9 protein-coding genes are annotated in these 12439 nt (G+C 73.6%); 3 read left to right on the forward strand and 6 right to left on the reverse strand.

Translation table 11 applies throughout. The features are described from left to right. Positions 1–24: 24 nt before the first annotated feature. Entirely contained in the window at positions 25–1113 is a 1089-nt protein-coding gene (locus tag ACFY7C_RS30630) for an NlpC/P60 family protein (protein ID WP_389656582.1), read from the reverse strand. Between the two features lie 344 nt (positions 1114–1457). On the opposite strand from ACFY7C_RS30630, the gene ACFY7C_RS30635 reads away from it, so the two are divergent. Continuing rightward, on the forward strand, positions 1458–1811 hold the full coding sequence (locus tag ACFY7C_RS30635; RefSeq protein WP_389656585.1) for a hypothetical protein: 354 nt from the start codon (positions 1458–1460) through the stop codon (positions 1809–1811). Between the two features lie 22 nt (positions 1812–1833). Here the strand turns inward: ACFY7C_RS30635 and ACFY7C_RS30640 are convergent, their stop codons facing one another. Further along, entirely contained in the window at positions 1834–3018 is a 1185-nt protein-coding gene (locus ACFY7C_RS30640; protein WP_389656588.1) for an NlpC/P60 family protein, read from the reverse strand. Positions 3019–3317: 299 nt separating this feature from the next. On the opposite strand from ACFY7C_RS30640, the gene pcrA reads away from it, so the two are divergent. Beyond that, entirely contained in the window at positions 3318–5768 is a 2451-nt protein-coding gene (gene pcrA, locus ACFY7C_RS30645) for a DNA helicase PcrA (protein WP_389656591.1), read from the forward strand. Between the two features lie 79 nt (positions 5769–5847). Here the strand turns inward: pcrA and ACFY7C_RS30650 are convergent, their stop codons facing one another. Next, positions 5848–7380 carry a M23 family metallopeptidase gene (locus tag ACFY7C_RS30650; protein WP_389656594.1) on the reverse strand — a complete coding sequence of 511 codons (1533 nt, stop codon included), beginning with the start codon at positions 7378–7380 and terminating at the stop codon, positions 5848–5850. 196 nt (positions 7381–7576) lie between these two features. Further along, on the reverse strand, positions 7577–8413 hold the full coding sequence (locus tag ACFY7C_RS30655) for an esterase/lipase family protein (protein ID WP_389656597.1): 837 nt from the start codon (positions 8411–8413) through the stop codon (positions 7577–7579). Between the two features lie 227 nt (positions 8414–8640). Between ACFY7C_RS30655 and ACFY7C_RS30660 the strand changes: the two genes are divergently transcribed. Next, positions 8641–9048, forward strand: a complete 408-nt coding sequence (locus tag ACFY7C_RS30660; protein WP_158989561.1) for a cobalamin B12-binding domain-containing protein — start codon at positions 8641–8643, stop codon at positions 9046–9048. 128 nt (positions 9049–9176) lie between these two features. Here ACFY7C_RS30660 and ACFY7C_RS30665 read toward each other — a convergent pair whose 3' ends face one another. Further along, the gene (locus ACFY7C_RS30665; RefSeq protein WP_389656601.1) at positions 9177–10796 is read right to left on the reverse strand and encodes a DUF5691 domain-containing protein; all 1620 of its coding nucleotides are present in this window, start codon (positions 10794–10796) and stop codon (positions 9177–9179) included. 40 nt (positions 10797–10836) lie between these two features. Further along, positions 10837–12369, reverse strand: coding sequence for an SWIM zinc finger family protein (locus ACFY7C_RS30670; protein WP_389656604.1), 1533 nt, complete (start codon positions 12367–12369; stop codon positions 10837–10839). Positions 12370–12439: the final 70 nt, after the last annotated feature.

Below are 12439 nucleotides of genomic sequence, written 5' to 3' on the forward strand. Positions count from 1 at the left end.
GGTGCGGTCGGCGCCGTCGCCGCGTCAGCCGACTCGGGTGGCGCCCGCGAAGGGCATCTCGTCGATCGGGGCGACCCGGATCGGGGCGCCCGGGCGGGGAGCGTGGATCATCTGCCCGCCGCCGATGTAGAGGCCGACGTGGCTGATGCCGGAGTAGAAGAAGACCAGGTCGCCCGGGGCGAGTTCGGAGCGCGGGACCCGGCGGCCCGCGTTGATCTGGGTGTAGGTGGTGCGCGGCAGGGAGACCCCGGCGGCGCGCCAGGCGGCCTGGGTGAGCCCCGAGCAGTCGTAGCCGGACGGACCGGTCGCGCCCCACACGTACGGCTTGCCGAGCTGCGCCCGTGCGAAGGCGATCGCCTCGGCCGCGCGGGCGGTGGGCGCCGCGATCGGTCCGCGGACCGCGGAGGTCCGGTCGGCCCGGGCCGTGGCCGCGCCCCCGGTGCCCGTGCCGTGACCGCCGGCCGCCACGGCGGCCTCGTAGCGCGCCCGCTCCTCGGCGGTGAGCCGGGCGAGCAGCGTCCGGGCGGCGTCCAGCTTGCCCTGCACGGCCGTCTTCTGCCGCCGCAGCTCCGCCTCGTGGGCCTTCAGTTCCCGCAGCCGGCCCTCCGACTCGCCGCGCAGCTGCCGTACGGCCGTCAGCTCACGCCGTACGGCGGCGATGGCCGCGGCCTGCCGGTCCCCGGCCTTCTCGGCGCGCGCGGCCCGCTCCAGGTACTGGTCGGGGTCGGAGGTGAGCGCGAGCTGGATCGCCGGGTCGAGCCCACCCGAGCGGTACTGCGCGGCCGCGAACGCGCCCAGGGTCTCGCGGGAGCGGTTGAGCCGGTCGGTCCTGCGGGCGGCCTCGTCGCGCAGCCGGTCGAAGGCGGCCCGCGCCCGGTCGGCCCGCTCCTTCGCCCCGTTGTACTTCTCGGTCGCGACCTCGGCCTCCTCGTAGAGCCGGTCGACCTGGGTCCTCACCTGCGCGGGCGTCGGACGGGGCGTGGCGTGCCCGGCTCCCTCGAAGACGGTCGCGGTGGCGGCGGAGGCCAGGGCCAGGGTGGCCGCGGTGCGGGCGGCCTGGCCGCCGAGAGTGCCGCCGAGAGGAGAGTGCTTGGGCTTGCGGTGCGCTGCCACGAGGGCGGGTCACATCCTCTCCCTGTGGGGGACGCTGCCCGCCGGGGCCGGCGGCGGCCCGCACAGGGGAGACGGGCCGCCACCGGTTTTTCTCGGCGGGGGTGACCGACAGCCGCCGAGGACGGCGGTGGTGGGGAGCCGGTCACCTGGGGGAGGACGCTAAACCTGGCCGCCGACCGGCTGCGGGGAGTTGACCGCTATTGGCGTCAGTTGACGTTCTCGGTCCGTTCCCTTTCGGGCAGGGTCGTGCTCGGACGGCGCTTCCTGCGGTCGCCTGACCGAAGCGCCGGACAAGGTGGACCCGCCCCGAGGCCGGTGCTATGGCCCCGGTTAGGCTCCGCCCCATGGACGTACTCATTCATGTCTTCGTCGCCCTGCACATCATCGGAATCGCCTCCCTGCTCGGCGGATTCCTCACCCAGATGAAGGCGATGGGGGCCGGTACGGCCCGCTTCACCCCGGCGATGCTGCACGGCGCCCTGACCATGCTGGTCACCGGTGTGGCCCTCGTGGGGCTCAACCAGGCCGACGACCAGACGGTGAACAACCTCAAGATCGGCATCAAGCTCGCCGTCCTCGTGGTGATCCTGGGCCTCGTCTACGTCAAGCGCGACGAGGAGAGGGTCGACAAGGGCCTCTTCGGCGCCGTCGGCGGCCTGACCGTGGCGAACATCTTCATCGCCACCCTCTGGGTCTGACGCACCGCCACGGGTCCGAGCCTCAGGCCGGACGCACGCTGCCGTAGATCGGCATGGAGAAGATCGATTCCTCGCGCACGTACGCCCCGGGCTTCGGCGCGTGGATCATCTTGCCGCCCCCGATGTAGATCCCGACGTGGCTGATGTCGTCGTAGAAGAAGACGAGATCGCCCGGGAGCAGGTCGTCCGTGGCGACCCGCGTGCCGACCTTCACCTGGTCCCACGTCGTACGCGGCAGGTCGACGCCCGCCGCCCGCCACGCGGCCTGGGTGAGGCCGGAGCAGTCGTAGGAGCTCGGGCCGGTCGCGCCCCAGACGTACGGCCTGCCGATCTGGGCGCGGGCGAAGGCGATCGCCTCCGCGGCCTTCGCCTCGTACGAGGAGCCGGAGGACGGCGGTGTGGCCGGCGTCGGCGAGGGCGTCGGCCGGGTCCCCTCCCGCCGCTCGCGCTCGGCCTCGGCCGCAGCCCGCGCGGCCGCCTCCGCCTTCGCCCGCTCCTCCGCCCTGCGGCGGGCCTCGGCCTCCCGCCGGCGCTCCAGCTCCGCGAGCCGCGCCTTCTCCTCCGCCGTCAGCCTCGCCAGCAGCGTCCGCGCCTCGGCCAGCTTCCGCTGCACGCTCTGCTTGCTCGTCCGCAGCGCCTTCTGCGCGTCGGTGAGCTCCACCAGGCTCCGGGCGGCCTCGGCCCGCAGCTTCGCCGCGGCGGCGCGCTCCGCCTCGTACCGCGCGATCGCCGTGTGCTGCCGCTGGGAGAGCCGGTCCATGAGATGGGTCTGGTCGAAGTAGTCCTGCGGGCTGTCCGCGAAGATCAGGGTGGCGGTCGGGCCGACCGCTCCGGTGCGGTACTGCGCCGCCGCGTACGAGCCGAGCGCGCGGCGCGAGGCGTTGATGGCCTCCGTACGGCGGGCCACGTCGTCCAGGATCCGGTCGACCCTGCCGCGCTGCCGGTCGGTCGCCTCCTTGGCCCGGTTGTACTCCTGCGTCGCCGCGCCGGCCTGCCGGTACAGCTCGTCGACCTTCCTCCGGATCTCCTCGACCGACGGCTTGGCGGGAGCGGTCGGGGCCGTCGGAGCCGCCGGGGCGGTGGGCGCGGCCAGCGCGCTCTGCCCGGAGAGAAGCGTGACGGAGGCGAGTGCGGCCGTCGTGACGCCGAAGGCGGTGGCGTGGGGGCGGGTGGTGCGCGGCTTGCGGTGGGACGCCAAGGCCGGCATCTCCTTCCTGGACGCCGAAGGGCACCACGACGGGGCCGCGGGAGCGACGGGGCCGTGGGGAGCGGGCCGGGCTCGGCGTGGGCCGCCCGCTCGGCGTGGTTCGCCGACGGTGGGGAGGGGTAGGGGACGGGCCGCTTGGGCGAGCACGCTAGCGAGCCGTGGGACGGCTGGGAAGGCCGATGCGCGATATGCCCGATACATTTCCGTGACCTGAACCGGAGGGTCACCTTCCGTGAGAATCCGGTCACTTCGGGAGACGGGAGCGGACTGTCAGTCCGGCGTCCTAGACTCGTGAGGCGATGAGCAACAGCCTCTTTGACGACAGCTTCCTGGCGAGCCTCCAGAACCACTCCTCGGAGGAGCCTCCGCCCCTGCCCGAGGACGAGCACGGCGCCCCGGCCGCGGAGGAGGTTCCGCACGGCCTCTTCGGGGACCACTTCGACGCGCCCCCGGCCCCCCGGGACGCGTACTACCGCGACGGCGCCCACCGCCCCGTCGTGGACCCCGCCGCGCTCCTGGACGGGCTGAACGAGCAGCAGCGCGCCGCCGTCGTCCACACCGGCTCACCCCTGCTCATCGTCGCCGGCGCCGGCTCGGGCAAGACCCGGGTGCTCACCCACCGCATCGCCCACCTCCTGGCCACCCGGCACGTCCACCCCGGCCAGATACTGGCGATCACCTTCACCAACAAGGCCGCCGGCGAGATGAAGGAGCGCGTCGAGCAGCTCGTCGGCCCGCGCGCCAACGCCATGTGGGTCATGACCTTCCACAGCGCCTGCGTCCGCATCCTGCGCCGGGAGAGCAAGAAGCTTGGCTTCACGTCCTCCTTCTCGATCTACGACGCCGCCGACTCCAAGCGTCTGATGGCCCTGGTCTGCCGCGACCTGGAGCTCGACCCGAAGAAGTTCCCGCCGAAGTCCTTCAGCGCCAAGATCTCCAACCTGAAGAACGAGCTGATCGACGAGGAGTCCTTCGCCGACCAGGCCGCCGACGGCTTCGAGAAGACCCTCGCCGAGGCCTACCGGATGTACCAGGCGCGGCTGCGCGAGGCCAACGCCCTGGACTTCGACGACATCATCATGACGACGGTCCACCTGCTCCAGGCGTTCCCCGACGTCGCCGAGCACTACCGCCGCCGCTTCCGCCACGTCCTCGTCGACGAGTACCAGGACACCAACCACGCCCAGTACACCCTCGTACGGGAACTGGTCGGCACCGGCTACGAGGACCTGGAGCCCGCCGAGCTGTGCGTCGTCGGTGACGCGGACCAGTCGATCTACGCCTTCCGCGGCGCGACCATCCGCAACATCCTCCAGTTCGAGGAGGACTACCCGGACGCCACCACGATCCTGCTGGAGCAGAACTACCGCTCCACCCAGACGATCCTGTCCGCCGCCAACGCGGTCATCGAGCGCAACGAGTCCCGCCGCCCCAAGAACCTGTGGACCAACGCGGGCGCCGGCGCGCAGATCACCGGATACGTCGCCGACACCGAGCACGACGAGGCCCAGTTCGTCGCCGACGAGATCGACCGGCTCACGGACGCGGGCGACGCGAAGGCCGGCGACGTCGCCGTCTTCTACCGAACCAACGCCCAGTCCCGCGTCTTCGAAGAGATCTTCATCCGCGTCGGACTGCCCTACAAGGTCGTCGGCGGCGTGCGCTTCTACGAGCGCAAGGAGGTCCGCGACGTCCTGGCCTACCTGCGCGTCCTCGCCAACCCCGAGGACAACGTGCCGCTGCGCCGCATCCTCAACGTTCCCAAGCGCGGCATCGGCGAGCGCGCCGAGGCGATGATCGACGCCCTCGCGCTGCGCGAGAGGATCACCTTCCCGCAGGCGCTCAAGCGCGTCGACGAGGCGTACGGCATGGCGGCCCGCTCCGCCAACGCCGTCAAGCGCTTCAACACGCTCATGGAGGAGCTGCGCACCATCGTCGACTCGGGCGCCGGACCGGCCGTCGTCCTGGAGGCCGTGCTCGAGCGGACCGGTTACCTGGCCGAGCTCCAGGCCTCCACCGACCCGCAGGACGAGACCCGCATCGAGAACCTCCAGGAACTCGCCGCCGTGGCCCTGGAGTTCGAGCAGGAGCGCGGTGAAGAGGGCGGATCGCTCGCCGAGTTCCTGGAGCAGGTCGCCCTCGTCGCCGACTCCGACCAGATCCCCGACGAGGACGAGGAGGGCTCCGGGGTCATCACCCTGATGACCCTCCACACCGCCAAGGGCCTGGAGTTCCCGGTGGTCTTCCTCACCGGCATGGAGGACGGCGTCTTCCCGCACATGCGCGCCCTCGGTCAGACCAAGGAGCTGGAGGAGGAGCGCCGCCTCGCCTATGTGGGCATCACGCGCGCCCGCGAGCGCCTCTATCTGACCCGCTCCGCGATGCGCAGCGCTTGGGGCCAGCCCTCGTACAACCCGGCGTCGCGCTTCCTGGAGGAGATCCCGGCCACGTATCTGGAGTGGAAGCGGACCGGCCCGATGGCCAAGCCCGCCGGACCGACCTCGGGGATCACGTCCTCGCTGTCCTCCTCGCGCTCCCGCTCCGGCCCCTCGGGCTTCGCCACCCGGCGCACCAACGACAAGCCGGTGATCGCGCTCCAGGTCGGCGACCGGGTCACGCACGACCAGTTCGGTCTCGGCACGGTCATGGCGGTGACGGGCGTCGGCGCGGACGCGCAGGCCACGATCGACTTCGGCGACGAGAAGCCGAAGCGGCTGCTGCTGCGGTACGCGCCGGTCGAGAAGCTGTAAGAGGCAGGCGTACGGGAAAGGGGCCCCGGCCGGGTGTCGGCGGGGGCCCCTTCCTCGTACGTACGACGCGTACGACGGATCAGTCGGTCGGGTCGAGACCGTGGCTGCGCAGCCAGCTCAGCGGGTCGATCGCCGCGCCGCCGTTCGGCCGGACCTCGAAGTGGAGGTGCGGGCCGGTGGAGTTGCCGGAGTTGCCGGAGTACGCGATGACGTCACCGGCCTTGACCTTGCCGGAGCGGATCTTGGTGCTGCTGAGGTGGCAGTACCAGGTCTCGGTGCCGTCCGGGGAGGTCACGATCGCCATGTTGCCGTAGGCGCTGTTCCACTGCGTGCGGACGGTGCCGTCGGTCGCGGCCATCACGGGCGTGCCGTACTGGACGGGGAAGTCGATGCCGGTGTGCACGGACATCCAGTTGACGCCGGACTGGCCGTAGCGGGCGCTGAGCTGGTGGAGCTTCACCGGCAGCCAGAACTTGGGGCGGAGGGCCTCCTTGCGGGCGGCCTCCTCCTCGCGCTTCTTCTTCTCCGCCTCCTGGCGCAGCTTCAGGTCGATGCGCTCCTGGGTGCGGCTGGCCCGGTCGCCGAAGTCGCGGGCGTCGGCGCTGAGCGCGGCGAGCTGCGTGTCCAGCTTGCTGTTGGCGGCGACCTGCTTGACGGAGGCCGGGTCGGCGGCCGCCAGGGACGTGGTGTCGTCCTTGGTGTCCGCACCGGAGTCGGTGAGTCCGCTGACGGAGGCGGCGGCGATTCCGGCGACACCCATGACACAGGCCGACGGTACGGCGACGGTCAGCAGCGCGGACCGCTTGGCGGGCGTACGGCGTCGGCCACGGCTGCCGCCACCGCCGGAACGGCGCACGGGGCGGGCGGCCGGGCCCGCGGCGGCGGGGACCTCGGGAGTGACATCGGGGGTGATGTCGTGGCCGGGGTCGACGGCGTCGAGATCCGCGCCGAGCTCGGCGTCGAGCTCCAGGGCGACCATGGTCTCGGCGCCGTGGAAGGCCTCGAAGTCCTGCTCCTGCTGCGCGTACGAGGTGGTGTCGTACGTCGCCGTCGCGTCGTACGTCGCGGTCGTGTCGTAGGCCGCCTGCGAGTGGGCCTGCGTGTCGTAGGTGACCGTCTCGTAGGCGGCCGTCTCGTACGAGGCCGGGTCATACGCGTAGGCGGGCGACTCGAAGGCGAACTCGGAGCTCTGCTCGGGGGAGTGCTCCGGGGTGTACTGGTGCGGGACGACCGGCTCGGGCGTGGCCTGGTTCCAGGCGGTGGCGTCGTACGTCCCGGTCTCGAAGCCCGGCGTCGTCCACTGGCCGGTGGTGTCGTACGAGGCGAAGGCCGCCGCCTCGTACTGGCCGGTCTGCTGCGCCTCGGTCCAGGCGGTGGCGTCCCACTGGCCGGTCGCGGTGTACGAGGCGTGGGAGCCGGTGTCCCACTGGCCGCTGTAGTCGGTGTAACCGCTGTACCCGTGCTGACCGGACTGCGCCGAGTGGTCCGCGTAACCGCCCTGGCCTGCGTCGTATCCGGCGTCGTAGGTGCCGAACAGTGGGTCGACGGCGAAGCTGCCCGTGGTCTGGGTGGCGTCCGTGACGTACCCGGCGTGGGGGTGCTGGTCGTTCACCAACTTCTCTCTCGCCTCGGCAGCAGGGGGTCAAGCAGTGGCGTGACTGTACCCGGCGGTATGCGCGCCCGACAATCTTCGGCGGGTTTCGAGCCGCCAGGAAACGGGCAATCGGCCGCCTTTCGGCGACTTGAGGAGAGAGCTTTGGCTCTGTGTTCGAAGAACGTTCGAAGAAAGGAGGCCCTCTGGTGACCCGTCAGGCCACCGAAGCGGAACCCTCCGGCCCGCTCTCCGCCTCCGCCGCCGGCCCGCTGTCGTCGAGGGCGGCCAGGATGCCGACGGCGACCGTCGGATGCACCGGCAGGGCGAGATGCCCGACGCCGCTGACCCGCACGTTGTGCACGAGCAGATCGGGGTGGTCGAGCCGGGCCGTCTCCACCGGCACCATCACCTGGTCCAGATCGCTCCAGAAGCTCACGAACCGGGTACGGCAGCCGGGCGCCGGCCCCGCGAGCTCCCGCAGCACCTCCGAACCGGGCCGCATCTGGCGCACGAGCGGATGGGCGTCGGCCAGCGGCACGAACGTCGTGCCCGCGTGCGGGGTGCCCAGCATGACGAGCGTGCGCACCCGTGTGTCACCGCCGAGGCGCTGTACGTAATAGCGGCCGATGAGACCGCCCAGACTGTGGCCCACCAGGTCGACCTCGCGGTGCCCGGTCCGGGCGAGCAACTCCTCCACCCGGCGTCCGAGGAGCTCGGCGGCGGTGCGGAGGTCGCAGGTGAGCGGGGAGTAGTTGAGCGACTCGACACGGTCACGGCCGTGCCGGGCCAGGGCGCGGCGCAGCATGACGAAGACGGAACGGTTGTCGACGAAGCCGTGCAGGAGGACGACGGGACGGGTGGTGGAGGCGGCCCCGGGGTCCGCCGGGCCGCGGCGCTCCGCGACGAGGCCGGAGGGATAGAGCACCAGGTGACCGGCGAGGATCGCGAGATCCAGGGCTGTCGCCTTCATGCGGTCGGCGATCCGGTCGGCGATCCGGAGGGTGAAGCGTCCGGAGATGTTGCGGGTGAGTGCGGTGGGGGTGAGCGCCATCGCGGCCTCCGTCCCGTCCCGTACGGAGCTGCGCCGCACTTCCGTGCCGTGCGGGTGGCGGCGCGGTGGTACGGCGACCCCGTGGCGGCTCCTCAGCGGAGCGAACAATGTCCCACGTGTGATTTCCCCCTCGCTGCCCACCGCGAAACGGTCGGGTGCGGGATGCTGGCGATAACGTTCGTTCACCTCCCCGGCAATCAGCGCGGGGGTCGCATGTGGAGGCAGTGATGGGTGTGACCGGTCCGATCCGCGTGGTGGTCGCCAAGCCGGGTCTCGACGGCCACGATCGCGGGGCCAAGGTGATCGCGCGGGCGCTGCGCGATGCCGGTATGGAGGTCATCTACACGGGCCTCCACCAGACGCCCGAGCAGATCGTGGACACCGCGATCCAGGAGGACGCCGACGCGATCGGCCTCTCGATCCTCTCCGGCGCTCACAACACGCTGTTCGTGAAGGTGCTCGAGCTCCTGAAGGAGCGCGACGCGGAGGACATCAAGGTCTTCGGCGGCGGCATCATCCCGGACGCGGACATCGCGCCGCTGAAGGAGAAGGGCGTGGCGGAGATCTTCACCCCGGGCGCGACGACCGCGTCGATCGTGGACTGGGTGAACGCCAACGTGCGCGTGGCCGCCTGACGACGACCTTTCCAGCGAGCCGGAACCACGACACCGACGGGGCGGCCCCGGGTCACGGACCCAGGGCCGCCCCGTCGTCGTGCCCGAGGCCCTGCCCTGGCCCGGCCCCGAGGCCGCAGCGGGTGGGGTCAGGGCGCGGGCGGGGGATCGGCCGGCGGCGAGGTCGGCGGCGCGGTCAGTTCCGCGTGCATCGAGGCGCGCAGTTCCAGGGTGGAGACCAGGCGCTGGAACGCCTCCGACCAGTAGCCGCCGGCGCCGGGGGAGGCGTCCTCCGCTTCGGCGGGAAGAGCGGTGAGCGCGGCCAGCTGCGGAGCGGTGGACGGGGACAGGCAGCGCTCGGCCAGGCCCATCACCCCGCTGAAGCTCCAGGGGTAGCTGCCCGCGTCGCGGGCGATGTCCAGCGCGTCGACGACCGCCCCGCCCAGCGGCTCCGCCCACGGCACCGCGCAGACGCCGAGCAGCTGGAACGCCTCCGACAGGCCGTGCGCCGCTATGAACGACGCCACCCACACCGCCCGCTCCTCCGTCGGAAGCGTGGACAGCAACTGCGCCCGCTCCGCCAGCGAGGACGTGCCGGGGCCGGTGGCCTGCGGGGCCGCGGGGGAGCCCAGCAGCGCCCGTGACCAGTCCGCGTTCCGCTGGCGCACCGCCGCCCGGCACCAGGCCGCGTGCAGCTCGCCCCGCCAGTCGTCCGCGACCGGCAGCGCGACGATCTCCTCCGGCCCGCGGCCCCCGAACCGCGTCGGCCAGCAGTCCAGCGACGCCGCTTCGACGATCTGGCCCAGCCACCAGGAACGCTCGCCGCGCCCGGTGGGAGGGGTGGGCGCCACGCCGTCGTGCCGCATCCCGGCGTCGCACTCGTGCGGCGCCTCCACGACGATCCGCTCCGCCCCCCTCGTACGGTCGAGGGAGACGCACGACGCGGCCCGCTCGGCCATCCGCGCGGCGAGCGCGGAGCCCGGCAGCGCGGAGAGCAGCTCGGCGGCCGTCGCCCGCACATTGCGGCTGCGGTCGGACAGCGCCGCCTCCAGGAACTCCTCGTCGGCCGGGCCGAGCCCGGCCCGCAGAGAGTCCAGGAACATCAGCCGGTCCTCGGCGCGCTCCGTGCCCCAGGTCGAGGCGAGCAGCTCCCGGCCGCGGGCCGGGTCCTCGGCCCGTACGGCCGAGAGCAGCGCGACCCGCTCCGCGAACAGGCCCTCCTCCCACAGGGCCAGGACCGCGTCCCGGTCCCCGGGGTCGGGCAGCGCGCCGCCCGCGCCCGCCCCGCGCAGCGCGAACTTCCACTCCGGGTTGAGCCGGGCCAGCCACAGCCCGCGTGGCCCGGCGAAGGCCAGAGCCTGGGGCCGCAGATCCGTCCTGGCCCGGGCCGCGTCCAGAAGGGCGGGCAGCGCGGCGGCCGGGGCGCGGTAGCCGTGTTCGTTGGCTGCGGCCAGCCACTGGGGCAGCAGCTCGGTCAGGTCGGGTGCCGCCCCGCGCCGCCCCCCGGACGGCGCGGGCGCGGCCCGGCCCGCGAGGAGCTGGCCCAGCCGGCGTCCGGCCGCCTCGGGCAGCGGCCTGCGGTCGTCCTCCGGCGCGGCCTCCAGCGGCGCCGCCGCGGGGCCGGGCCGCAGCCCCGCCCTGCGCCGTACGGTGTGTACCGCGGCCGCGTCGAGCAGCGCGACGGCCGCCGCGTCCCCGGCGCTCCCCGTGGGCGGCTTCCGGTCGGTGCCCAGCAGCGCCGACGTGACGAGCTCTTCCCAGGCGTCCATGGACTCCTCCAGACGTGTGTGTCGAGTGGTCGGCGACGGGTCAGACGAGCGGCACCGTCTCGCCGGGCGCGTCCGGCGCCCAGGCGGCCAGCGGGGTGAACCCCTCGTGCCCCACCTCCCCGAACACCGTGAGCGGCGCCCCGCCCGACAGGGCGACGAGCCGCCACAGGCCGGGCTGCCCCTGCGCGGCCCGGCTCAGCGGTATGGCCTCCCGCCCGAGCCCGAGCCCGAGCCCCGGCCCGTCGTCGGCAGCCGTGCCCGCCGTGCCCGCCGTGCCCGCGCGCCCCGGGACCGCGGCCCCGTCGCCCGGGCCGCCTTCGCTGTCCTCGGCCGCGGCGGCCGTGTCCGTGGGGCTCGCGGCCGTCGACCCCGTCCCCCCGGGGTCCGCGCCGCCCGTCGGCACCGCCTCCGCGCCGCTCCCGTCCGCCAGTTGCCAGCCGTAGTCCGCGCGGGCCGGGACGACGGCGGAGAGGGTGACCGGCCAGGCGGCCAGCCAGGGATCCTCGTTCAGGGCCAGGCCGTAGGCGGTGAGGGCCTCGGCGAGGGAGGTGCCGGGGGGCGGGGTGGTCGAGGGGGAGAGGCCGAACCGGTCGACCAGTTCCGCCCGCAGGCCGCCGCCGCCCTCGTACGGCCGCAGTGCGGCGTCCAGCTCGACGCCGACCGGCAGGGCCAGTTCAGGGGCGCGGCCGGCCGCGCCGAAGGAGAGCAGGAGGGCCGTGCGGCCGCTGGTCCGGCCGTGGAGCCAGATGCGGCGGGTCGTCAGACGGCTGTCCCCCGCGTCGTACTGGGCGAGCACCAGCCACCGGTCGCGCAGCACAGGACCCTCCGGCGGGGCCGACAGGCCGACCCGGCTCCGCACGGTCGCCGCCAGCGGTCCGGGCAGCCGGTCGGCGGACAGCCAGGCGCGGTCGAGGAGATGGGTCAGCGCGCACTCCTCCAGGAGGCGGACCGGCCAGCCGGGGCCCGAACCCGCTATCGCGCCCAACTCGCGCACCCGGCCCGCGAGACCGGGGGCCTGCGCGTCGACCATGCGGGCCGCCGTCTCCTCCCACAGGCCGTACCCCGCCGTCTCGGCGGAGGCGAGCCCGCCGCGCAGCAGATCGGCGAGCCGCCGCTCCAACTCCTCCGCCCCCGCGGTGATCCGCGCCGCCCTCCGCGCGGCGCGGCGACGCGCCGCCTCGGGGTCCGCCGGGCCGGAATCCGTCCCGGCCCGCGCGCTCTCGGCCCGCGCGCGCCGCCCCGCGAGCCACGTCTCCGCCCAGTCCGGCGCCTCGGCCCCGGCGTCCGGCACCCCGCCGCCGGCCCACAGCAACAACAGGCCCAGCGCGTGCTTGCACGGGAACTTCCGGCTCGGGCAACTGCACGCGTACGCCGGGCCCGCGGTGTCGACGACCGTCCGATACGGCGTCTTCCCGCTGCCCTTGCACAGACCCCACACGGCCTCCCGGTCGCCGCACCCCGTCCCGGACCACGGCCCGGGCGAACCCAGCCTGCTTCCCGCCTTGCGCGACGCGTCGTCAGGAGCCAGTGCCAGCACCTGATCCGCCGTCCAGCGCACCCCCTGCTCAGTCATGCGAACGACCGTACGGGCCGCCACTGACAACGGCCCCCACCTGCGGTTTCCCCCGCCCCGAGCCGATTGT

The organism is Streptomyces sp. NPDC012769 (assembly GCF_042901205.1).
GTDB lineage: Bacteria > Actinomycetota > Actinomycetes > Streptomycetales > Streptomycetaceae > Streptomyces.

Bases quoted from the DNA above. Each gene is read 5' to 3' on its own strand.
- ACFY7C_RS30635 (WP_389656585.1), top strand. From the start codon at position 1,458: ATGGACGTACTCATTCATGTCTTCGTCGCCCTGCACATCATCGGAATC.
- ACFY7C_RS30640 (WP_389656588.1), bottom strand. From the start codon at position 3,018: ATGCCGGCCTTGGCGTCCCACCGCAAGCCGCGCACCACCCGCCCCCAC.
- pcrA (WP_389656591.1), top strand. From the start codon at position 3,318: ATGAGCAACAGCCTCTTTGACGACAGCTTCCTGGCGAGCCTCCAGAAC.
- ACFY7C_RS30655 (WP_389656597.1), bottom strand. From the start codon at position 8,413: ATGGCGCTCACCCCCACCGCACTCACCCGCAACATCTCCGGACGCTTC.
- ACFY7C_RS30660 (WP_158989561.1), top strand. From the start codon at position 8,641: ATGGGTGTGACCGGTCCGATCCGCGTGGTGGTCGCCAAGCCGGGTCTC.
- ACFY7C_RS30665 (WP_389656601.1), bottom strand. From the start codon at position 10,796: ATGGACGCCTGGGAAGAGCTCGTCACGTCGGCGCTGCTGGGCACCGAC.
- ACFY7C_RS30670 (WP_389656604.1), bottom strand. From the start codon at position 12,369: ATGACTGAGCAGGGGGTGCGCTGGACGGCGGATCAGGTGCTGGCACTG.